We start from the raw sequence: 22,329 nt of genomic DNA, 5'->3' as shown, positions 1-22,329 counted from the left end.
CCCGCCTCATACTGGATCTCACTGGGAGAGACATGACCACCACCGACCACACGGGACCGACCGTCGACCGGGCGAGCGTCCTGGCCAAGGTCAAGCGCAACATCCTGCCCGTCGCGTTCCTGCTCTACGCGTTCAACTACATGGACCGCGCGGCCATCGGCTACGCGCAGCTGACCATGTCGGAGAGCCTCGGCATCGACCTGGCCACCTACGGCACGGTCGCGGCGATCTTCTTCGTCGCCTACACCGTCCTCGAGGTCCCCTCGAACATCATCATGAAGAAGGTGGGCGCCCGGATCTGGCTCGCGCGCATCGCCATCACCTGGGGCCTGGTCACGATGGCGACCGGGTTCGTGCAGAACACGACCCAGCTCTACATCGCGCGCATCGCGCTCGGCATCGCCGAGGCCGGTCTGTTCCCGGGCCTGCTGCTGTTCATGACCTACTGGTTCGTGACCCAGGACCGCAGCCGCGGCATCGCCGGCTTCTCGCTGGCCCAGCCGGTCGCGCTGCTCGTGGGCTCGGTGACCGCCGGCCTGATCCTCGACCACGTCGAGTGGTTCGGCCTGGAGTCGTGGCAGTGGGTCTTCATCCTCCAGGGCGCACCCCCGGTGCTGCTCGGCGTGTGGGTGCTCCTCTACCTCGCCGACCGGCCCAGCAAGGCGCGCTGGCTGACCACCGACGAGGCCGCGGCGCTCGAGGGTGACATCTCCCGCGAGTACCAGGCCGAGGACGACGGCGAGATGGAGATCTCGCTCGACGCGGTGAAGAACCCGCGCATCCTCTACCTGGCCTTCATCAACCTGCTCTACGCCGTCGGCCTCTACGGCATGACGTTCTTCCTGCCACAGGTCGTCGCCCAGCTCAACCCGTCCTACTCACCGACCGACATCGGGCTGGTCGGGGCGATCCCCTACGTCTGCGGCGCGATCGCGATGCTCCTCGTCGCGCGCTACTCCGACCTGGCGGGCAGCCGCAAGCCGATCGTGATGGCCACCCTCGCCGTCGCGGTGCTCGGCCTGGTGATCACGATGGTCTTCCGCGAGACGCCCGCCATCGGGATCGTGGGCCTGTGCCTGCTCGCGATCGGCGTGTTCTCCTACCTGGGGCCGTTCTGGGCGCTCGCGTCCGAGGCGCTGTCGCGCTCGCAGACGGCGGTCGGCCTGGCCACCATCAACGCGATCGCGGCGGCCGGTGGCTTCTTCGGGCCCTTCGTGATCGGCAAGACCTCGGTCGCCGGCGACGTGATCTTCAGCCTGATCTTCCCGGCGGTGTGCATGTCGCTCGCGATCGTGCTGCTGATCTGGGTCAAGCCGGCCTCCGACGACAGCCCGGCGGTCCAGACCGAGACCATCTGAGGAACCTCCGACGACGGCCGCCGACCATCCCACGGTCGGCGGCCGCCGCCGGGACGCAACCCCACGGGGTGTGGAGAGCCCGGCGGGCGCGGCGTAGGAAGAGTCCATGACCACCAACCCGAACGAGCCCCTGCCCGAGCCCGAGATCGTCCCGCCCGGTGACCCGGGCGGCCCGGAGCCGATCCCGACCGAGCCGCAGCCGCCGTCGACGGAGCCCGACCCCCTGCCCTGAGCCCCGGTGGACTTCCCCCCACGGGGTGGACGTCCACCGGATCAGCCGATCCGCTCGGCCAGGGCGGCGAGGATCCCCTCCGGGCCGCGGACGTACGCCATCCTCCACACGCCCTCGTGCTCGCCGATGCCGCCGACCAGCCCGTAGCCGTCCTCGGCCGCCGCGTCGACGGCGGACTGCAGGTCGGCGACCTCGAAGCCGAGGCTGCGCAACCCGAGCTCGTTGGCCTCCGCGTCCGGCGATCCCTCGACCGCGTCGGGGCGCACGAAGCTGGAGAGCTCGACCGAGCTCCCCCCGCCGGGGCTGGTGAGCATGACGATCTCGGTCCTCGAGCCCGGGATGCCGATCACGGTGTCGATGAAGTCGCCCTCGACGAACGTCCGGCCCTCGATCTCCAGGCCGAGCTTCACGAGGAAGTCCGTCACCCGGTCCAGGTCACGGACGGTGACGCCGACGTGGTCGAAGCGCTTGATGTGTCCCATGCGATCTCATCCTCCAGCGTGGTGGGTTCGTCCTACGGTCCGGGGACGGAGCAGACTCCGGGTTCTCGACACCGCGGGCCCGATCACCCTCGGACCACGCGGAGCGAGAACCCCGGGCGCAGCTCCTGGGTGACCACCTTCGCGCCGACCGCCGCGGCACGCTCGCGGAGCCCGGCCAGTCCGTTGCCGTGCCCGGTGGGCCCGAGCTCGGCGCGCCCGTCGTCGCGGACCTCCGCGCTGCCGGCCGTGAGCCGGACCTCGCAGTGGTGGGCGCCGGAGTGGCGGATCACGTTGGTCACCCCCTCGCGCACGGTCCACGCGAAGAGCTCGCGCAGGTCGCTGGGTACCTCCTCGGTGGAGTGGGGGAGCGTCGGCTCGATCTCGGCCGCCTCCAAGGCCGCGCGGGCCCGGACCAGCTCGCCGGGCAGGGTGATGTCGCGGTAGCCCTCGACCGCCCGTCGTACGTCGAACAGTGCATCGCGGCTGAGCCGCTCGAGGTCGGCGAGCTCGGCCTCCGCCCGGTCGGGGTCGACGCGCAGGAGCTTCTGGGCGAGCTCGGCCTCGACGGTGATGACGGTCAGCGAGTGACCGAGGATGTCGTGCAGGTCGCGGGCGAAGCGGGTGCGCTCGTTGTCGACGGCCAGGCGGGCGTTCTCCTCGTAGGCGACGAGCAGGTCGACGTTGCGGCTGATCACCGCGCGCAGCCCCGTGGCAAGCATGACCACCTCCCAGCTCCCGCACACCGACCCACCCGGACCCTCGGGCCCGAAGGCCGGACAGGTGCCCGCCGTCCGCCTCGAGGGCGTGACCAAGTCGTTCGGCTCCGCTCCTCCCGCCCGGCCACGGTCACACGGAACGGTCGTCACGACTCCGGCGTGACATCTGTCAGGCCGCGAGCGCGCGGCGGTCTTGGGCGGGACACGTGTCCGAGATGTCGCCCTCGGAAGGGCTGATCTTGGGCGAGAACTCGGACACGTGTGGGGTCGGGGTCGGCCGGGGACACGTGTCCGAGAAGTGGCCCTCCGAGGGGCTGATCGGGGGCGAGAACTCGGACACGTGTGGGGTCGGGGTCGGCCGGGGGACACGTGTCCGAGAAGTTGCCCCTCCAGCCCCGGATCGGGGGCGAGAACTCGGACACGTGTCGGGAGGGAGGACCTCAGAGCCCGGCCACGACCTCGGTGCCCTGCTTGATCGCCCGCTTCGCGTCGAGCTCGGCGGCGACGTCGGCTCCGCCGATCAGGTGGAGGCCCCTGGTCTCGACACGTGCTCGTCCCTCGCCCTGCTCGACCGGCGGGGAGGTGAGGTCGTCGTACAGTCCGCGCACGGAGTCCTGGCCGGCGCAGACCACGATGGTGTCGGCCTCGATCACCCGGGCCACGCCGTCGACGGTGACGTGCAGACCCTCGTCGGAGATCCGGTCGTAGGTCGCGCCGCTGACCTGGGTCACGTGCGACTGCTTGAGCACCGCCCGGTGCGCCCAGCCCGACGTCTTGCCGAGACCGATGCCGATGGGCGTGGTCTTGCGCTGAACGAGCGTGACCTCGCGGGTCGGCGTGCGCGGCTTCTTCTCGACCAGCCCGCCCTCGTGGAGCGCCGGGTCGCCGACGCCCCAGTGGGCCATCCAGTCCTCGAGGTCCTCGGGCTCGTGGGTGAGGAAGACGCTCACGTCCACGCCGATGCCGCCCGCGCCGATCACCGCCACCCGCTTCCCGGGCACGACGGCGCCGCTCAGCACGTCGGCGTACGACGCCACGGACCCGTGGTCGATGCCGGGGATGTCGGGCATCCGGGGTTCGACCCCGGTCGCGACGACGACGTGGTCGAAGCCGGCGAGGTCGTCGGGGGTGGCCTCCACCCCGAGGCGTACGTCGACGCCGAGGACGTCGAGGCGGCGGGTGAAGTAGCGCAGCGTCTCGGCGAAGTCCTCCTTGCCGGGCACCGCCATCGCGAGACGGAACTGGCCGCCGAGCGACGGTGACCTCTCGAGGAGGGTGACCGCGAAGCCACGCTCGGCGGCGCTCGTGGCCGCGGCCAGGCCGGCCGGACCGGCGCCGACGACCGCGACGGTCTGCTTGCGGAGGGTGGGCATGAGCATGAGCTCGGTCTCGTGGCAGGCGCGCGGGTTGACCAGGCAGGAGGCGCGGTCGTTGCTGAAGACGTGGTCGAGGCAGGCCTGGTTGCAGGCGATGCAGGTGTTGATCTCGTCGGCGCGCTCGTCCATCGCCTTGGCGACGAAGGCCGGGTCGGCCAGCAGCGGACGGGCCATCGACACGAGGTCGGCCTCGCCGGCGGCCAGGATGTCCTCGGCGAGCTCGGGGGTGTTGATCCGGTTCGACGCGCAGACCGGGACGTCGACGACCTGCTTGAGTCGGGCGGTGTGCGACCGCCACGCGCCGCGCGGGACCTGCGTGATGATCGTCGGGACGCGGGCCTCGTGCCAGCCGATGCCGGTGTTGAAGACGGTCACGCCGGCCGCCTGCAGGTGCAGCGCGAGCTCGGCCGTCTCCTCCCACGTCTGGCCGCCCTCGACCAGGTCGAGCAGCGAGATTCGGTAGACGATCGGGAAGTCGTCGCCGACCAGCTCGCGCGAGCGTCGTACGACCTCGACGGCGAAGTGCATCCGGCGAGACGCCGAGCCGCCCCACTGGTCGTCGCGGTCGTTGGTGCGAGCGGCGAGGAACTGGTTGATGAGGTAGCCCTCGGAGCCCATGATCTCGACCGCGTCGTAGCCGGCCTTGCGGGCCAGGGCGACGCTCTTCGCGAAGGCGGTCGCGGTGTGGTCGACCTCCTTGCTCGACATCGCGCTTGGCTTGAAGGGCGTGATGGGCGACTTCTTGTCGGACGCGCTCTGCGAGAGCGGGTGGTAGCCGTAGCGGCCGGCGTGGAGCACCTGCAGCGCGATCGCGCCGCCGGCGTCGTGCACCGCACCGGTGATCCGCTCGTGGCGCATCGCGTGGAGGCGGTGGGTCATCTCGCTGGCGAACGGCTTGAGCCAGCCGCGCTTGGTGGGTGCGTAGCCGCCGGTGATGATCAGGCCGACGCCGCCGCGCGCCCGCTCCTCGAAGAAGGCCGCGAGCCGGTCGATGTCCCACGGGTGGTCCTCGAGCCCGGTGTGCATCGAGCCCATCACCACACGGTTGCGCAGCGTCAGCGCGTCGTCGCCCGCGCCGAGCGTCAGCGGCTCGAGGAGGTGGGGATAGAGGGGGTGCGTCATGACGTCTTCTCCAGGTAGTCGGTGATCCAGTCGATCCAGAAGCGCTCGAGCCCGATGCCGCCGCGCAGCACCAGCCACTGGTCCCGCGCCGCCTCGTCGAGAGCGGCGGGGTCGGGGAACTGCTCGCGCTCCATCTGCTCGTACGCCGCCAGCCGGGCCGCGTGCTCGGCCCTGGTCGTGACGAGGTGGGAGGCGAGCGTGGCGCGGTCGCCGTACGAGGCCCCGCGGAGCTTGACGGCCAGCTCGCTGCGGAAGCTCTCCATCGGCAGCGGCTCGGCCAGCCAGTCGGCGAGGACCCGGCGGCCGAGGGCGGACGGCGTGTGGACCCTCTTGTCCGGCCGGCCGGCCTGTGCGACCACCTCGACGCTGACCCAGCCGTCGGCCTCCATCCGGCCGAGCACGCGGTAGATCTGCTGGTGGGTGGCGTGCCAGAAGAAGCCGAGCGACCTCTCGAAGCGCCGGGTCAGCTCGAGGCCGCTCGCTGGACGCTCGCTCAGCGCGACGAGGAGGGCGTGCTCGAGGGCCATGGATGCAGTCTGCGCCACCTATGCAACGAGTTGCAAGACGTGCGCCTCGCACACCGAGGGGTAGTCCAGTGGCACGTGGTCGCAAAAGCGCCGGTCGGACGACCATTCGCCACTGGACTACCCCGCGAGGACGACCGCCTGCCACTGGACTACCGCTCGCGACCGTGACAGCGCCGGTGTCATCATCGGGCCCATGACGTACGACCTGGGTCAGGGCACCGGACCGCTGCGCGGCGTGAAGGTGGTCGAGATCGCCGGCATCGGGCCGGGGCCGCACGCGTGCATGCTGCTGGCCGACCTGGGAGCGGACGTGATCCGGATCGACCGGCCGGGTGGCGGCATGTTCGCCGGCGGCCGGGCCGACCTGCTCAACCGCGGCCGTCCGAGCGTGGCGCTCGACCTCAAGCGGCCGGAGGCCGTGGCGACGGTGCTCGACCTCGTCGAGCGGGCCGACGTGCTGGTCGAGGGGATGCGCCCGGGCGCGATCGAGCGCATGGGGCTCGGCCCCGACGTGTGCCTCGCGCGCAACCCACGGCTGGTCTTCGCTCGGATGACCGGCTGGGGCCAGGACGGCCCGTGGAGCCAGGTCGCCGGCCACGACATGAACTACATCGCGGTCACCGGCGCCCTCCACGGCCTCGGCCAGGACCCGGATCGTCCGCACTTCCCGGGCAACCTGCTCGGTGACTTCGGCGGCGGGTCGACGTACCTCGTCGTCGGCATCCTCGCCGCGCTCCTCGAGGCGCGCGTCAGCGGGCAGGGCCAGGTCGTCGACGCCGCGATCGTCGACGGCACCGCGCACCTCAACGCCATCGCCTCGAGCTTCGTGGCGATGGGGGTCGCCACCGGTCGCCGCCGTGAGGGGATGCTCGACGGCGGTGTGCCCTGGTACGACGTCTACGAGACCGCCGACGGCGAGCACGTCAGCGTCGGGGCGCTCGAGCCGCAGTTCTGGGCGGCCCTCGTCGAGCGCGTCGGGGTCGAGCTGCCCGACCGCGACGACCCGGCGAACCACGCCGCGATCCGCGACGCCCTCACGGCGCGGTTCCGGGAGAGGACGCAGGCCGAGTGGGCCGAGGTCTTCGACGGCACCGACGCCTGCGTCGCACCCGTCGTACGTCTCGCGGACGTCCCCGCCCATCCACACCTCGCCGCCCGGGGCACGTTCGTCGCGCCCGACGGCGTCACCCAACCGGCGCCCGCACCGCGCTTCTCCCGGACCTCGCCGAGCCTCGGTGGCCCGCCGGCGCTGCCCGGTGAGCACACCCGGGAGGCCCTCGCCGCCTGGGGGATCGCCGACGTCGACGCCCTCATCGACAGCGGGGCGGCGACCCAGGCGTGAGGCCCACCCCGGCGGAGCCGGACCGGCTGCTCGGGCGGTTCGTGGAGCCGCACGCCCGCTGACCCACCCGCGGAGGCATCGGTGTAACTGATAGTTACATTCCGGTCGAACCCGGTCTACCCTGGCGGGATGAGCGAGCACGTCGACGTCCTGATCATCGGGGCGGGGCTGTCGGGCATCGGCGCCGCGGCCCACCTGGCCAAGGACCTGCCCGCGACGTCGTACGCCGTGCTCGAGCGGCGCGAGGCGAGCGGCGGCACGTGGGACCTGTTCCGCTACCCCGGCGTGCGCTCCGACTCCGACATGCACACCCTCGGCTACCGCTTCCGGCCGTGGCGCGGCGACGTCGCGCTGGCCGACGGCGCCGCGATCCTCGACTACGTCCGCGACACCGCCCGCGAGTTCGGCGTCGACGGGCACGTCCGCTACGGGCACCGGGTCACCCGAGCCGCCTGGGACTCGGCCACCGCGCGCTGGACCGTCACCGCGGAGGTCGACGGCGAGACCACCACGATCACCGCCGGCTTCCTCTGGGCGTGCAGCGGCTACTACGACTACGACCAGGGCTACGCCCCTCGTTTCGAGGGCCAGGAGCGCTTCGGTGGCCGGATCGTGCACCCCCAGCACTGGCCCGGCGACCTCGACGCCACCGGCCAGCGGGTCGTGGTGATCGGGTCCGGCGCCACGGCCGTGACCCTCGTCCCCGCCCTGGCCAAGGCCGGCGCGGGCCACGTGACGATGCTGCAACGCTCCCCGACCTACGTCCTCTCGGTGCCGGCGAAGGACGACGTCAAGCGTCGGCTCACCAGGATCGCCGGCGAGCGCGCGTCGTACGCCGTCACGCGGTGGAAGAACATCGTCCTCCAGTCCGCGCTCTACAAGATCAGCCGCCGCCGACCCGACCTGGTGCGCCGTGTCGTCCGCAAGGGCAACGTCGCGCAGCTGCCTCCGGGCTACGCCGTCGACACGCACTTCCGGCCTGCCTACGACCCGTGGGACCAGCGGATGTGCCTGGTGCCCGACGGCGATCTCTTCCGGGCGATCTCGGACGGATCCGCGACGATCGTGACCGACCGGATCGCCAGCTTCACCGAGTCCGGCATCGAGCTCGCCTCTGGCGAGGTGCTCGAGGCCGACGTCGTCGTCACGGCCACCGGGCTCAACCTGCAGGTCTTCGGCGGGGCCGAGCTCAGCGTCGACGGCGCGGTGGTCAAGCCGCACGAGACCATGGCCTACCGCGCGATGATGCTCTCGGGCGTGCCCAACTTCGCCTTCACGATCGGCTACACCAACGCGTCGTGGACGCTCAAGGCCGACCTCGTGAGCGAGTACGTCGTCCGCCTGCTGAAGCGGATGCGCGCCACCGGCTCGCGCAGCGTCGTGCCGGTGCGGGACCCGGCCGTCGCCGAGGTGCCGCTGATGGACTTCGACGCCGGCTACGTCCAGCGGGTCGTGCACACGCTGCCGCGCCAGGGGACGGCGGCGCCGTGGGCGCTCAAGCAGAGCTACCTCCACGACGCCGTCGCGATCCGCACCGCACGGCTCGACGACGGCGTGCTGCGGTGGGCATGAGCCTCAGCCGAGGCGCGCGCCGGACGCGGTGTCGAAGACGTGGACCGCGGCGGGATCGATGACCAGCCGCACCCGCTCGCCCTTCTGCAGCTGCGGGCGCCCGTCCAGCCGGACGATCGCCTGCGTGGCGACATCGGCGAGCGCCGGGTCGTCGGGCGTGGCGTAGAGGAAGGCGTCGGCGCCGAGCTCCTCGATCACGGTGACCGTCGCGGCGAAGCCCTCCTCGCCGGCCGCGCCGAGGTGCCAGGCGTGGGGTCGTACGCCGAGCGTCACCTCGCCGCTCGCCCGGGCCGCGGCCTCGTGGCGCAGGGCGACGCCGTGCTCGCCGATCCAGGCCTTGCCCTCACCGACGCGGGCGGGCAGGAGGTTCATCGCGGGGGAGCCGATGAAGGAGGCGACGAAGAGGTTGGCCGGGCGGTCGTAGAGCGCGAGCGGGGTGTCGACCTGCTGGAGCACGCCGTCCTTCATCACTGCGACGCGATCGCCCATCGTCATCGCCTCGACCTGGTCGTGGGTGACGTACACCGTGGTGACGCCCAGGCGCTGCTGGAGCGCGGCGATCTGGGTGCGGGTGGACACGCGCAGCTTGGCGTCGAGGTTCGACAGCGGCTCGTCCATGAGGAAGACCTCGGGGCGCCGCACGATCGCGCGGCCCATCGCGACGCGCTGGCGCTGGCCGCCGGAGAGGGCCTTCGGCTTGCGCTCGAGGTAGTCCTCGAGGTCGAGCAGCCTCGCGGCCTCCTTCACCCGGGCCGCCCGCTCCTCCTTGCCCATGCCGCCGACCTTGAGCGCGAAGCCCATGTTGTCGGCGACGCTCATGTGCGGGTAGAGCGCGTAGTTCTGGAAGACCATCGCGATGTCGCGGTCCTTCGGCACCTCGCGGGTGACGTCGCGCTCGCCGATGTGAATGGATCCCTCGTCGCAGTCCTCGAGTCCCGCGAGCATCCGGAGCGAGGTCGACTTGCCGCACCCCGAGGGCCCGACGAGCACCATGAACTCACCGTCCTCGATCGTGAGGTCGAGGGCGTCGACGGCCGGTCGCTGCGCGCCGGGATAGCGGCGCCCGGCGCCGACGAAGCTGACCGAAGCCATGGTCGTGGTTCCTCTCGGAGGGGACGGTGGTGTGGTCGCCGTTCACCGTACGCACCGACCGTGGACGCGTCTAGTGGAAGCGCTCCCAAACTTTTGAGAAGCGGTGTGAGCGCCCATTGACACCTCGATGTGACGGCTGCCATGGTGTTGCGCGGACGGCAGTGGAAGCGCTCTCACAGTGCAGTCGTCCCTCAGGCCGGGCAACCAGCCCGGTGCTCCCGGCAGAGCTTGACGCAGAAAGCAGGAGTGCAGTGGCCCAGACATCCTTCAGGAGGCGAGCCCGACTCGCCTCGAGCGCGATCCTGGCGCTCACCCTCGCCACGACGGTGGCCGCGTGCGGCGGCAGCGACGACGACGGCACCACCGCGGACGGCAAGATCAAGCTGACCGTCGCCACCTTCAACGAGTTCGGCTACGAAGAGCTCATCGACGAGTACAACGCGATGCAGGACGACGTGGTCGTCGAGCAGAAGAAGGCCGGCACGGCCAACGAGCACCAGGACAACCTCTACACCAAGCTCGCGGCCGGCTCGGGCCTCTCCGACATCGAGGCGATCGAGGTCGACTGGTGGTCGGCCCTCATGGAGCAGTCGGACGCCTTCGTCGACCTCTCCGACCCCGACGTCGAGGGACGCTGGCTCGACTGGAAGACCGAGGCGGCCACCACGCCCGACGGCGCCCTGATCGGCTACGGCACCGACATCGGCCCGGAGGGCATCTGCTACCGCTCCGACCTGTTCGAGAAGGCCGGTCTGCCCACCGACCGCGACAAGGTCGCCTCGCTCTTCAGCGACTGGGACGCCTACTTCGACGCCGGTCGACAGTTCGTCGAGAAGGTGCCCGGCACCGCCTGGTACGACTCCTCCGGCGGCACCGCGCAGGCGATGATCAACCAGGTCGAGTACTCCTTCGAGGACGAGGACAACACCGTCATCGCCGCCGACAACCCCGAGGTCAAGGAGATCTTCGAGACCGTCACCTCCAACGTCGACGACGGCCTGAGCACCGGCCTCACCCAGTGGAGCGAGGACTGGACGGCGTCCTTCCAGAACGACGGCTTCGCCACGATGGCCTGCCCGGGCTGGATGCTCGGTGTCATCGAGGGCAACGCCGACGGAGTCGAGGGTTGGGACATCGCCAACGTCTTCCCCGGTGGGGGCGGCAACTGGGGCGGCTCCTACCTGACGGTGCCCGCGCAGGGCGAGCACACCGAGGAGGCCAAGGCGCTGGCCAAGTGGCTGACCGCGCCCGAGCAGCAGATCAAGGCGTTCGAGGCCAAGGGCACCTTCCCCAGCCAGGTCGACGCGCTGTCCGACCCGACGCTGACCGGCGAGACCAACGCCTTCTTCAACGAGGCGCCCACTGGCGAGATCCTGGCCGAGCGGGCCGAGGCCGTGCCGTTCATCGCGCACAAGGGCCCGAAGTTCGCCGACATCAACACCGCCTACCAGCAGGCCATCCAGCGCGTCGACGAGGGCAAGGAGACGCCCGACCAGGCGTGGGACTCCTTCCTGGCCGACGTCGAGCGACTGGGCTGAGCCACGGCGATGGAAGCGGGTTCCACTGCCGTGAAGTCGGTCGGGGACGTCGGTGGCCCGACGTCCCCGACCGGGCCGCGGCCCGACAGCGCGGACGTACGACGCTCCGCGTGGCGGCGACGGCTCTCGAGGCTCGACACGGTCGTGTCGCCCTACGTGTTCGTCTCGCCGTTCTTCCTGCTGTTCCTGTTGGTCGGGATGTTCCCGCTCGGCTACACGGCATGGGTGTCGGTGCACCAGTGGGGCCTGCTGTCGGGCCAGGGCGAGTTCTCCGGCCTCGACAACTACCGCCGCGTGCTCGAGGACCGCTACTTCTGGAACGCGCTGCGCAACACCTTCAGCATCTTCCTGCTGTCCTCGATCCCGCAGGTGCTCATCGCGCTGGGGCTGGCGGGGCTGCTCGACACCCAGCTGCGGTTCCGCGGCTTCTGGCGGATGAGCGTGCTGCTGCCCTTCGTGGTCGCGCCGGCAGCCGTGGCACTGATCTTCGGCAACGTCTTCGGTGACCGCTACGGCCTGGTCAACGAGATCCTCCAGGGCATCGGCCTCGAGCCGATCCGCTGGCACGTCGACACCCTCGCCAGCCACGTCGCCATCGCCTCGATGGTCAACTGGCGCTGGACCGGCTACAACGCGCTGATCTTCCTGGCCGCCATGCAGGCCGTGCCGCGCGACGTCTACGAGTCAGCCGCGCTCGACGGTGCCGGGCGGGTGCGCCAGTTCGTCTCGATCACCGTGCCCATGATCCGCCCGACCGTGATCTTCGTGGGCATCACCTCGACCATCGGCGGGCTCCAGATCTTCGCCGAGCCCCGGCTCTTCGACACCGCCGGCCTCGGCGGCTCCGACCGGCAGTACCAGACGCTCACGATGTATCTCTGGGAGCTCGGCTGGCGGGTGCGCGACCTCGGCATGGCCTCGGCCGTGGCATGGCTGCTGTTCCTCATCATCGTCACCTTCGCGGTCCTCAACCTGCTCGCGAGCCGCCGCGCCGGCTCGCTCAAGGGCCTCGGTCGCAAGGGGGCCGCGCGATGACCCGCCGACCCGGATTCCTCGTCTACGGGCTGCTGACCGCGTTCCTGCTCGGCTCCTGCGCCCCGCTCTACTGGTCCTTCCTCGTCGGCTCGCACAGCCGTGAGGTGCTGACCAAGCGGGTGCCGCCGCTGCTGCCGGGCGGTCACTTCCTCGACAACGCCCAACGCGCCATCGACGCCGTGCCGTTCTGGAAGGCCATGGGCAACAGCCTGCTGGTCTCCGGCACGGTCGCCACCTCGGTCGTCTTCTTCTCCACCCTCGCCGGGTTCGCCTTCGCCAAGCTCGCCTTCCGCGGTCGTACGCCGCTGCTGGTCTTCGTCGTCGCCACCCTGGCGGTGCCGACGCAGCTCGGCGTGATCCCGCTGTTCATCGTGATGGCCAAGCTGGGCTGGGTCGGCTCGATGTGGGCGCTGATCGTGCCGGGCATGGTCACCGCGTTCGGCGTGTTCTTCATGCGGCAGTACCTCGTCGACGCGATCCCCGACGAGCTCGTCGAGGCGGCGCGGGTCGACGGGTGCTCGCTCTTCCGCACCTTCTGGAGCGTGGCCGTCCCGGCCGCACGTCCGGCCGCCGGCATCCTGTGGCTGTTCACCTTCATGGCCACGTGGACCGACTTCTTCTGGCCGCTCATCGTGCTGCCAGCCAGCAACCCCACCGTGCAGATCGCACTCCAGCAGCTCCAGAGCGGCTACTACGTCGACTACAGCCTCGTGCTGGCCGGCGCCACGCTCGCGACGGTCCCGCTGCTGGTCCTCTTCGTCGTCACCGGCCGTCAGATGGTCGCCGGCATCATGCAAGGAGCAGTCAAGGGATGAGCGTGCAGAGCAGGACCTTCCTGGATCCGGCCACCTACGTCGTGCCCACGGGCGAGGTCCGCTTCCCGTCGGACTTCGTCTGGGGGATGGCGACCGCGTCCTACCAGATCGAGGGAGCCGTCGCCGAGGACGGACGTACGCCGTCGATCTGGGACACGTTCTCCGCGATTCCCGGCGCGGTCATCAACGGCGACACCGGTGAGGTGGCCGTCGACCACTACCACCGGATGCCCGCCGACGTGGCCCTGCTGGCCGAGCTCGGCGCGACGTCGTACCGCTTCTCGGTCTCCTGGCCCCGCGTGCGGCCCGACGCCGGCGAGGTCAACCCGGCCGGGCTCGCGTTCTACGACCGGCTCGTCGACGAGCTGCTCTCCCGCGGCATCGCGCCGTGGCTGACGCTCTACCACTGGGACCTGCCGCAGACGCTCGAGGACGCCGGCGGCTGGACCAACCGCGACACCGCACACCGCTTCGTCGACTACGCCATCTCGGTGCACGAGGCGCTCGGCGACCGGGTGCCGACCTGGACGACCCTCAACGAGCCGTGGTGCTCGGCGTTCCTGGGCTACTCGGCCGGCCACCACGCGCCCGGGCGCCAGGAGGGCGCGGCCGGACTGGTGGCCGCGCACCACCTGCTGCTCGCGCACGGGCTGGCGACGCAGGAGCTGCGCGGCCGCGGCGCAGACCGGCTCGGACTCAGCCTCAACCTCACCGTGCCCGACCCGAGCGACCCGGCCGACCCGGTCGACGTGGACGCCGCGCGCCGCATCGACGGGCTGCACAACCGGGTCTTCCTCGACCCGATCCTCCGCGGGTCCTACCCCGCCGACGTCCTCGAGGACACCGCCGACCTCACCTGGCACGGCCGCCCCTGGACCGACGTCGTGCGCGACGGCGACCTGTCGGTCATCTCGACGCCGATCGACGTGCTGGGCGTGAACTACTACCACGGCGACGAGGTCTCCGGTCACCCGCGCACCGACGTCACCGGTATCGGCGCCGACCATCCCGACCGGGTCTCGCTGTCGCCCTTCGTGGGCTCCGAGCACGTCACCTTCCCGAGCCGCGGCCTGCCCGTCACCGCGATGGGCTGGGAGATCCAGCCCGACGGACTGCACCGGCTCCTGCGTCGACTCCACGACGACTACCCGCGACTCCCGATCTACCTCACCGAGACCGGTGCGGCGTTCGACGACCGGGTGGGCGACGACGGCGAGGTGCACGACCCCGACCGGATCGCCTTCCTCGACGCCTATCTCCGTGCGGTGCACGGCGCGATCGAGAAGGGGGTCGACGTCCGCGGCTTCTACCAGTGGTCCTTCTGCGACAACTTCGAGTGGGCCTTCGGCTACCTCAAGCGGTTCGGGCTGGTCCACGTCGACTACGACACCTTGGTGCGCACGCCCAAGTCGAGCGCGCGCTGGTACGCCGACCTGGCTCGCACCGGAGTGCTGTCACCCCCCGGGGTGGTGGAGGACTAGCGTGGCGCGCGTGAACAGCGTTCGGCCGCAGTCGGGATCGGGCTCGCCCACCCTCGACGAGGTCGCCCGGGTCGCCGGTGTCTCCCGGGCCACCGCCTCGCGCGCGATCAACGGTGGCCAGCGGGTCAGCCCGCGCGCGCAGTCGGCGGTCGACCTCGCCGTCCGCACCCTGGGATACGTCCCCAACCCCGCGGCCCGCAGCCTGGTCACCCGGCGTACGGACTCGATCGCGGTCGTGGTGCCCGAGCCCGACGACCGGGTGTTCACCGACCCCTTCTTCGCCGGCACCCTGCGCGGCGTCACCCGGGTGCTGGGGGAGCGCGACATCCAGCTCGTGCTGCTGCTCGCCCGGCCGGGAGCCTCGACCGCGCGCACCCTGCGCTACCTCACCGGACGCCACGTCGACGGGGCGCTCGTGGTCTCCCACCACCGCGACGACCGGCTCGCCGAGCACCTCTCCGACATCGGCCTGCCTTGCGTGTTCGGCGGCCGGCCGTGGACCGGCGGTGACCGGGTCGCCTACGTCGACGTGGACAACACCGCCGGTGAGCGCGAGGTGACCGAGCTGCTCATCACCGGTGGACGCACCCGCATCGGCACCGTCGCGGGACCCTCCGACATGACCGCCGCGGCCGACCGGCTGGCCGGCTGGCGCCAGGCGATGACCGCGGCGGGCCTCGCCGCGGACGCGGTCGAGCACGGCGACTTCACCGAGGAGAGCGGCGTGCACGCCACGCGTGCGCTGATGGAGCGCCACCCCGATCTCGACGGTCTCGTCGTCGCCTCCGACCTGATGGCCGCCGGCGCCCTGCGGGTGCTCGCCGAGCTCGGCCGTCGGGTGCCCGACGACGTCGCCGTGGTCGGCTTCGACGACCTCGGTGTCGCCGAGCGCACCACCCCCACCCTCACGACCGTGCGCCAGCCGGTGGTGGCGATGGCCGAGCGCGCCACCCGCCTGCTCCTCGAGCGGGTCGACCAGGCCGAGGGCAGCCACCCGATGCGGCTGATCATCCCGCCGGCGCTGGTGCGCCGCGACAGCGCCTGAGCCGCGACACGTCGTACGCCGTGCAGGCTCCGGCAATCAGCCCCGACGTCAGCGCAGCGAGGCGACGAGCTCCTCGACGCGACGCCTGATCTCGTCGCGGATCGGGCGCACGGCCTCGATGCCCTGTCCGGCCGGGTCGTCGAGCGCCCAGTCCTCGTAGCGCCTGCCGGGGTGGAAGGGGCACGCGTCGCCGCACCCCATCGTGATGACGACGTCGGACGCCTCCACCGCGGCGTCGCTGAGCAGCTCGGGCTGGCGTCCGGCGATGTCGATGCCGACCTCGGCCATCGCCTCGACGGCGACGGGGTTGATCGAGCCGGCCGGCGCCGAGCCGGCCGACAGCACCCGCACGCGGTCGCCCGCGAGGTGTCGCAGCCAGCCGGCGGCCATCTGGGACCGGCCGGCGTTGTGCACGCAGACGAAGAGGACGGTGGTCGTGGTCAACGGACGGGCTCCTGGATCGGGACGGCACGGGACGGGTCGTCGAAGCGGTCGCGCAGGGCGAGGCTGACGTAGACCAGGCCGACGAGCACGGGCACCTCGATGAGGGGTCCGACGACGCCCGCCAGCGCCTGGCCTGAGGTGACCCCGAAGGTCGCGATCGACACCGCGATCGCGAGCTCGAAGTTGTTTCCCGCGGCGGTGAAGGCCAGCGTGGTGGTGCGGGCGTACGACATCGCGAGCAGGTGTCCGAGCAGGAATCCGCCGCCCCACATCAGCGCGAAGTAGGCCAGTAGCGGGAGGGCGATCCGGGCGACGTCGAGGGGGTGGCTGGTCACCTGCTCGCCCTGGAGTGCGAAGAGCACCACGATCGTGAAGAGGAGCCCGATCAGCGCCCACGGCCCGATCCTGGGCAGGAACGCCGACTCGTACCACTGGCGGCCGCGCAGCCGCTCCCCCCATGTGCGCGACAGCCAGCCGAGCAGGAGGGGCACGCCGAGGAAGACCAGGACCGACACCGCGATCTGCCATGCCGACACGGCCAGTGCGGCACCGGGCAGACCGAGCCATCCGGGCAGCCCCTCGAGGTAGAACCACCCGAGGCCGGCGAAGGCGAGCACCTGGAAGACCGAGTTGATCGCGACCAGGACCGCAGCGGCCTCCCGATCGCCGCACGCGAGGTCGTTCCAGATGACGACCATCGCGATGCAGCGCGCCAGCCCGACGATGATCAGCCCGGTCCGGTAGTCGGGCAGGTCGGGCAGCAGCAGCCAGGCGAGGGCGAACATGAGGGCCGGGCCGAGCACCCAGTTCAGCACCAGCGACGCCACCAGCAGGCGCCGGTCGGAGGTCACCGCACCGAGCCGGTCGTAGCGCACCTTGGCGAGGACGGGGTACATCATCACCAAGAGCCCGACGGCGATGGGCAGCGAGATGCCGTCGACCTCCACCGCCGAGAGCGCCGCGTCGAGACCCGGGACCGTACGCCCGAGCAGCAGACCGGCCACCATGGCCAGCCCTATCCACACCGGCAGGAAGCGGTCGAGTCCCGAGAGTCGTTCGACGACCTCGCCGCCGCGAGCGCTCATGCGCCGCCGCCGAGGAGGGCTGCGACGTCGGCCAGCACCTCACGGCGCACGGCGTAGTAGACCCACACGCCTCGCTTGGTCCGGTCGAGCAGGCCCGCCTCGTGCAGCACCTTGAGGTGGTGGCTGATGGTCGGCTGCGACAGGTCGAAGGCGTCGTTGAGGTCGCACACGCACGCCTCGCCGCCCTCGCTCGCGGCCACGATCGACACCAGCCGCAGCCGCACCGGGTCCGCCAGCGCCTTGATGAGCGGCATCACCTGCTCGGCCTGCGCCCACGACAGCGGCTCGCGCAGCAGCGGGGAGCAGCACGCGGCTGTCTCGACGGGGGTGAGGGTCAGCTGGGACTTCGACACAGGTCAATATTGACACTCATCGATGTACGCGGCAACGCGAGGCGCCCGACCCACTCCGACCACAGGGATGGTGCGCCGGGCGAGGCGGACGCAGGTCACACGACACCCGATTCACGGGAACACCACCCGTCCCAGTAACGTTGTGCCCACAGTCGCCCGGCCGGTCTTGCCCCGGGCGCAGATCCCGCCAGACACATGCGGGCATCTCCCTCACTTCTGAGGCACGTACGCCGCCCGCTCTGACGCAGGCCGGCTCACGGTGGCGAGACGCCAACCGAAAGCAACTCACATGAACTTCGCCGAACTCGGCGTGCCCTCCTCGCTCGTCCAGATCCTGGAGCAGCAGGGCATCACCACCCCCACCCCCATCCAAGCCGCGACGCTCCCTGACAGCCTCGCCGGCCGCGACGTCCTGGGCCGTGGCCGCACCGGCTCGGGCAAGACGTACGGCTTCCTGCTCCCGCTGGTCGCCCGGCTCGACGCCAGCAAGCTGCCGGCCATGCCGCGCAAGCCGCGCGCGCTGATCCTCGCGCCGACGCGCGAGCTGGTCGGCCAGATCCACGCCGCCCTGCTCCCGCTCGCCAAGTCGGCCGGTCTGACGACCGTCGTCGTCTACGGCGGCGTCGGCCAGGGCCCGCAGACCACCGCGCTCAAGAAGGGCGTCGACATCGTCCTCGCCTGCCCGGGTCGCCTCGAGGACCTCATGGGTCAGGGCTACGCCGACCTGTCCGCCGTAGAGATCACCATCCTCGACGAGGCCGACCACATGGCCGACCTGGGCTTCCTGCCCGGCGTGCGCCGCATCATGGACAAGACCCCGCAGTCGGGTCAGCGGATGCTGTTCTCGGCCACGCTCGACAAGGCGATCGACGTCCTGGTCAAGCGGTTCCTCACCAACGCGGTCACCCACGAGGCCGACTCGGCACAGTCGCCGGTCGCCACGATGCACCACCACGTGCTGCACCTCTCGCGCGAGCAGCGCGTTCCGGTGCTGGTCGACCTGACCAGCGCGCCCGGCCGCACGGTCGTCTTCACCCGCACCAAGTACGGCGCCAAGGCGCTGGCCCGCCAGCTCAACAAGTCCGGCGTGCCGAGCGTCGAGCTGCACGGCAACCTGTCGCAGAACGCGCGCACCCGCAACATGGAGGCCTTCCACGCCGGCCACGCCACGACGCTGGTCGCCACCGACATCGCCGCGCGCGGCATCCACGTCGACGACGTGGCGCTCGTCGTGCACGCCGACCCGCCGGTGGAGCACAAGGCCTACCTGCACCGCTCGGGTCGTACGGCGCGTGCGGGCAACGAGGGCACCGTGATCACCCTGATGACCGACGAGCAGCAGCGCGACGTGCGCGACCTGACCCGTCAGGCCGGCATCAAGCCGGTCACCACCAAGGTCAACGGTCCCGACCACCCGGTGCTGGTCCAGCTCGCTCCCGGCGAGCGGACGCTCGTGCCCGGAGGCCTCGTCGTCGAGGTCCCGACCACGAACGGCGGGGGTGGTGGTGGCGGTCGTTCGAACGGCGCCAACGCCCAGCGCAAGCGCGCCCGCCGCAGCGGCCAGACCAATGGCCAGTCGCGTCGGGGCAACCCGACGACGTACACCACCGAGAGCGGCGCCGGTGCGTCCGCCGGCGGTGGCGGTGGCCAGCGTCGACGCTCCGGCGGCGGACCGGGTGCCGGCCAGGGTGCTGGCGGCGGCCAGGGTGGTGGCGGCAACCGTCGTCGTCGCTCCGGCGGCGGACAGGGCGGTGGCCAGGGCGGTCAGTCCGGTCGCTCCGGCGGCCACAGCGCCTCGTCCTTCAGCCGCGGCCGCTGACGCGTCCGGGTCGGGGAGCACTGCGGTGAGTCGCACCATGCAGGTCAGCGACAGCGTGATCATCGACGTCGATCCGCTGACGATCTGGACCCAGGTCGCCGACCCGACGCAGATGCCGCGGTGGAGCCCGGAGAACACCGGGGCCACGAACGAGTCCGGCCGTCCGCTCGAGGCGGGCGAGGTCTTCGACGGCACCAACCGTCGCGGCCGCGCCCGCTGGATCACCCAGTGCGTGGTGGCCGAGTCCGACCGCGGTCGGCGCTTCGTCTTCCACGTCCGCAAGATCGGGGTGGGCCGGCCCGTGCTCGGCGGCCGTATCGCCACCTGGGCCTACGACTTCGAGCCGGTCGACGGCGGCACCCGGGTCACGGAGACCTGGACCGACGGACGTACGGCCTGGCCCGACTGGCTCGCCGGCGCGTTCGACCGCGCGGCGACCGGCGGCAAGGTGTTCGCCGACTTCCAGCGCGGCAACATCCGTCGCACCCTCGCGACGATGAAGGCCGAGCTCGAGCAGGCCTGATCCCCCGTGCACCCTCACTTCAGCGCGGGAATGGACGGCGTGACCTCGTGGTTCATCGTTCAACTACCTGTGAGGAGCCGACATGACCGACTTCGACCACTCCGTGCTCGGCACGCGCGAGCACATCTCGCTCGGCCTCGACACCTTCGGTGACGCGCCGCTCGACGGGGCGCCCGGCAACCACGCCGAGACGCTGCGCGAGGTCGTCGCCGAGGCGGTCCTGGCCGACCGGGTCGGCCTCGACTACATCGGCCTCGGCGAGCACCACCGGCCCGACTATGCGATCTCCGCGCCCGACGTCGTCCTGGCCGCGATCGCGGGCCAGACCGAGCGGATCCGCCTCGGCACCGGCGTCACCGTGCTCTCGAGCGACGACCCCATCCGCGTCTACGAGCGCTTCGCGACCCTCGACGCGGTGTCCCACGGCCGTGCCGAGGTGCAGCTGGGCCGCGGGTCGTTCATCGAGTCGTTCGGCCTGTTCGGCCTCGACCTCGGCGACTACGACCGGCTCTTCGCCGAGAAGCTCGACCTCTTCGCCGCACTGCAGTCCGAGCAGCCCGTGTCGTGGGAAGGCTCGATCCGTACGCCGCTCGTCGACCAGCCGGTCTTCCCGACGACCGCCGCCGGCAAGCTGCCGGCCTGGATCGGCGTCGGCGGCACTCCGCAGTCCGTCGTGCGCGCGGCCCGCTACGGCATGCCGCTGATGCTCGCCGTCATCGGCGGGTCGCCGGCGGCGTTCGTCCAGTTCGCCGACCTCTACCGACGGGCCCTGGTCGAGTACGCCATGCCCGACCTGCCGATCGGCATGCACTCACCCGGCCACATCGCCGCGACCGACGCCGAGGCGCGCGAGCAGCTCTATCCCCACCAGTCCGAGCTGGTCACCCGCATCGGCCGCGAGCGAGGCTGGGGTCCCTACAGCCGGATCGCCTTCGAGCAGGCCGCCTCCCCCCAGGGCGCGCTCTTCGTCGGTTCGCCCGAGACGGTCGCGCAGAAGATCGCCTGGGCCGCCCGGACGCTCGGCCTGTCGCGCTTCCAGCTGAAGTACTCCGTCGGCGCGCTGCCGCACGAGCAGCGCCTGGAGTCGATCCGGCTCTACGGCGAGGAGGTCGTCCCGCGGGTGCGCGAGCTGCTCGCGGCCCCGCAGGAGGGCTGACCACGGCGCCCGGGGTCCCCAGGGATGGGGCGCCCGTGCGGGCCCGGTGGTTGGATCGAGGCATGCGGAGCGTCGGAGTGGAGGAGGAGCTCCTGCTCGTCGATGCCCGGTCGGGCGAGCCGCGCAACCTCGCCTCCGAGGTGATCCGCGCGGCGGAGTCCGGCGCCGTCGACCACGCGGCGCCCAGCGACGACAGCGGCGGCTCGCTCGGGCCCGAGCTGCACAAGACGCAGGTCGAGACCGACACCCCGCCGCTCGAGGGCCTGGCCGACCTCGACCAAGCGCTGCGGGCCTGGCGTGAGCGCGCTCGCGCCGGCGCCGAGGAGGTCGGTGCGCGGATCCTCGCGTCCGGCACGTCCCCGCTGCAGGGAGCCACCGAGGTCGAACGCACCCCGCGCTACGACGAGCTTGCGCGGCGCTACGGGCTGATGGTCGCCGAGCAGCTCGTCTGCGGGTGCCACGTGCACGTCGAGGTGGCCGGGGACGACGAGGGCGTCGGGGTGCTCGACCGGGTCCGCACCTGGGTGCCCCTGCTGCTGGCGATCAGTGCGAACTCGCCGTGGGCGCAGTCGCTCGACACGGCCTACGAGAGCTATCGCTCGCAGATGATGATGCGCTGGCCGAGCTCGGGGCCCCTGCCGGTCCTCGGCACCCCCGACGGCTACCGCCGCTACGTCGACGCCATGCTCGCCACCGACGTGCCGCTCGACGAGGCGCAGGTCTACACCGATGCCCGGCTCTCGGCCGAGCACCCGACGGTCGAGATCCGCACGGCCGACGTCTGCCTCGACGTCCGCGACACGGTCGTCGTCGCCGCGCTGGCCCGGGCTCTGGTGGAGACCGCCGCGCGCGAGTGGGCGGACGGCGTCCCCGCCCCGGACGTACCCGCTCCGCTCGTCCGGCTGGCCGGCTGGCGGGCCGGGCGACACGGGCTGACCGCGGACCTGGTCCACCCGCCGACCGGGGAGGCCCGGCCCGCGGCCGACGTGATGGCCGCGCTCCTCGACCACGTGGACGACGCGCTGCACGACACCGGCGACCACGACCACGTCTCCCGAGGGATCGCGCGGCTGCTGGCCGACGGCACCGGTGCGCGCCGGCAGCGCGAGCTGTTCGAGCAGGCCGGCGACGACGAGGCGCGGGCGCGCGCGGTGGTCGAGCTGAGCCGGCTCACCGCGGGGGAGCGGGACGAGTGAGACTTCCTAGGGTGGTGCCC

At 71.6% G+C, this 22,329-nt stretch carries 21 protein-coding genes; 13 read left to right on the top strand and 8 right to left on the bottom strand.

Annotation, left to right across the window (positions count from 1 at the left end; translation table 11 throughout):
• Positions 1-32: 32 nt before the first annotated feature.
• Entirely contained in the window at positions 33-1,358 is a 1,326-nt protein-coding gene (locus IEZ25_RS18995; protein ID WP_191201035.1) for an MFS transporter, read from the top strand.
• Between the two features lie 106 nt (positions 1,359-1,464).
• On the top strand, positions 1,465-1,590 hold the full coding sequence (locus tag IEZ25_RS21950) for a hypothetical protein (protein ID WP_263575255.1): 126 nt from the start codon (positions 1,465-1,467) through the stop codon (positions 1,588-1,590).
• Positions 1,591-1,631: 41 nt separating this feature from the next.
• On the opposite strand, the gene IEZ25_RS18990 is transcribed toward IEZ25_RS21950, so the two are convergent.
• From IEZ25_RS18990 to IEZ25_RS18975, 4 genes are all read right to left on the bottom strand, one after another.
• Positions 1,632-2,072 (bottom strand): VOC family protein, encoded by a 441-nt coding sequence (locus tag IEZ25_RS18990; protein ID WP_191201034.1) that lies wholly within the window; start codon positions 2,070-2,072, stop codon positions 1,632-1,634.
• An 83-nt stretch (positions 2,073-2,155) separates the two neighbouring features.
• Positions 2,156-2,791, bottom strand: a complete 636-nt coding sequence (locus tag IEZ25_RS18985) for a sensor histidine kinase (RefSeq protein WP_191201033.1) — start codon at positions 2,789-2,791, stop codon at positions 2,156-2,158.
• A 437-nt stretch (positions 2,792-3,228) separates the two neighbouring features.
• On the bottom strand, positions 3,229-5,286 hold the full coding sequence (locus tag IEZ25_RS18980; protein ID WP_191201032.1) for an NADPH-dependent 2,4-dienoyl-CoA reductase: 2,058 nt from the start codon (positions 5,284-5,286) through the stop codon (positions 3,229-3,231).
• Positions 5,283-5,813: a PadR family transcriptional regulator gene (locus IEZ25_RS18975; RefSeq protein WP_191201031.1), complete on the bottom strand. Its 531-nt coding sequence runs from the start codon at positions 5,811-5,813 to the stop codon at positions 5,283-5,285. Before IEZ25_RS18975 ends, IEZ25_RS18980 begins: the two co-directional genes overlap by 4 nt.
• Positions 5,814-6,006: 193 nt before the next feature.
• Between IEZ25_RS18975 and IEZ25_RS18970 the strand changes: the two genes are divergently transcribed.
• Positions 6,007-7,155, top strand: coding sequence for a CaiB/BaiF CoA transferase family protein (locus IEZ25_RS18970; protein ID WP_191201030.1), 1,149 nt, complete (start codon positions 6,007-6,009; stop codon positions 7,153-7,155).
• Positions 7,156-7,284: 129 nt separating this feature from the next.
• The gene (locus IEZ25_RS18965; RefSeq protein WP_191201029.1) at positions 7,285-8,727 is read left to right on the top strand and encodes a flavin-containing monooxygenase; all 1,443 of its coding nucleotides are present in this window, start codon (positions 7,285-7,287) and stop codon (positions 8,725-8,727) included.
• Positions 8,728-8,730: 3 nt separating this feature from the next.
• Here IEZ25_RS18965 and IEZ25_RS18960 read toward each other — a convergent pair whose 3' ends face one another.
• A complete protein-coding gene (locus IEZ25_RS18960; protein ID WP_191201028.1) occupies positions 8,731-9,819 on the bottom strand; it encodes an ABC transporter ATP-binding protein in 1,089 nt (362 codons plus the stop codon).
• Between the two features lie 251 nt (positions 9,820-10,070).
• Between IEZ25_RS18960 and IEZ25_RS18955 the strand changes: the two genes are divergently transcribed.
• The 5 genes from IEZ25_RS18955 to IEZ25_RS18935 are packed head-to-tail and all read left to right on the top strand — an operon-like array spanning position 10,071 to position 15,733.
• Positions 10,071-11,357, top strand: coding sequence for an ABC transporter substrate-binding protein (locus IEZ25_RS18955; RefSeq protein WP_191201027.1), 1,287 nt, complete (start codon positions 10,071-10,073; stop codon positions 11,355-11,357).
• A gap of 30 nt (positions 11,358-11,387) precedes the next feature.
• Positions 11,388-12,392 (top strand): carbohydrate ABC transporter permease, encoded by a 1,005-nt coding sequence (locus IEZ25_RS18950; protein ID WP_318152334.1) that lies wholly within the window; start codon positions 11,388-11,390, stop codon positions 12,390-12,392.
• Positions 12,389-13,207 carry a carbohydrate ABC transporter permease gene (locus tag IEZ25_RS18945; RefSeq protein WP_191201025.1) on the top strand — a complete coding sequence of 273 codons (819 nt, stop codon included), beginning with the start codon at positions 12,389-12,391 and terminating at the stop codon, positions 13,205-13,207. The genes IEZ25_RS18950 and IEZ25_RS18945 overlap by 4 nt, the downstream gene beginning before the upstream one ends.
• On the top strand, positions 13,204-14,688 hold the full coding sequence (locus IEZ25_RS18940) for a GH1 family beta-glucosidase (RefSeq protein ID WP_191201024.1): 1,485 nt from the start codon (positions 13,204-13,206) through the stop codon (positions 14,686-14,688). The genes IEZ25_RS18945 and IEZ25_RS18940 overlap by 4 nt, the downstream gene beginning before the upstream one ends.
• Positions 14,689-14,698: 10 nt before the next feature.
• Positions 14,699-15,733, top strand: coding sequence for a LacI family DNA-binding transcriptional regulator (locus tag IEZ25_RS18935; protein WP_318152333.1), 1,035 nt, complete (start codon positions 14,699-14,701; stop codon positions 15,731-15,733).
• 48 nt (positions 15,734-15,781) lie between these two features.
• Here IEZ25_RS18935 and IEZ25_RS18930 read toward each other — a convergent pair whose 3' ends face one another.
• The 3 genes from IEZ25_RS18930 to IEZ25_RS18920 are packed head-to-tail and all read right to left on the bottom strand — an operon-like array spanning position 15,782 to position 17,615.
• Positions 15,782-16,177, bottom strand: a complete 396-nt coding sequence (locus IEZ25_RS18930; RefSeq protein WP_191201022.1) for an arsenate reductase ArsC — start codon at positions 16,175-16,177, stop codon at positions 15,782-15,784.
• Positions 16,174-17,262: an ACR3 family arsenite efflux transporter gene (gene arsB / locus IEZ25_RS18925; protein WP_191201021.1), complete on the bottom strand. Its 1,089-nt coding sequence runs from the start codon at positions 17,260-17,262 to the stop codon at positions 16,174-16,176. The genes IEZ25_RS18930 and arsB overlap by 4 nt, the downstream gene beginning before the upstream one ends.
• Positions 17,259-17,615: a metalloregulator ArsR/SmtB family transcription factor gene (locus IEZ25_RS18920; RefSeq protein WP_318152332.1), complete on the bottom strand. Its 357-nt coding sequence runs from the start codon at positions 17,613-17,615 to the stop codon at positions 17,259-17,261. The genes arsB and IEZ25_RS18920 overlap by 4 nt, the downstream gene beginning before the upstream one ends.
• A gap of 289 nt (positions 17,616-17,904) precedes the next feature.
• Here IEZ25_RS18920 and IEZ25_RS18915 point away from each other — a divergent pair, with 289 nt between their 5' ends.
• The 4 genes from IEZ25_RS18915 (at position 17,905) to IEZ25_RS18900 (ending at position 22,309) form a co-directional block, all read left to right on the top strand.
• Positions 17,905-19,434: a DEAD/DEAH box helicase gene (locus tag IEZ25_RS18915; RefSeq protein WP_191201020.1), complete on the top strand. Its 1,530-nt coding sequence runs from the start codon at positions 17,905-17,907 to the stop codon at positions 19,432-19,434.
• Positions 19,435-19,459: 25 nt separating this feature from the next.
• Positions 19,460-19,957 (top strand): SRPBCC family protein, encoded by a 498-nt coding sequence (locus tag IEZ25_RS18910; RefSeq protein WP_191201019.1) that lies wholly within the window; start codon positions 19,460-19,462, stop codon positions 19,955-19,957.
• Positions 19,958-20,039: 82 nt separating this feature from the next.
• The gene (locus tag IEZ25_RS18905; RefSeq protein ID WP_191201018.1) at positions 20,040-21,113 is read left to right on the top strand and encodes an LLM class flavin-dependent oxidoreductase; all 1,074 of its coding nucleotides are present in this window, start codon (positions 20,040-20,042) and stop codon (positions 21,111-21,113) included.
• A gap of 62 nt (positions 21,114-21,175) precedes the next feature.
• Positions 21,176-22,309, top strand: a complete 1,134-nt coding sequence (locus IEZ25_RS18900; RefSeq protein WP_191201017.1) for a carboxylate-amine ligase — start codon at positions 21,176-21,178, stop codon at positions 22,307-22,309.
• The last annotated feature ends 20 nt before the right edge of the window (positions 22,310-22,329 follow it).

This window comes from Nocardioides hwasunensis (assembly GCF_014779665.1).
Classification (GTDB): domain Bacteria; phylum Actinomycetota; class Actinomycetes; order Propionibacteriales; family Nocardioidaceae; genus Nocardioides; species Nocardioides hwasunensis.
The sequence above is the reverse complement of the archived record's forward strand: the minus strand, read 5'-3'. Positions and strand labels throughout refer to the sequence as shown.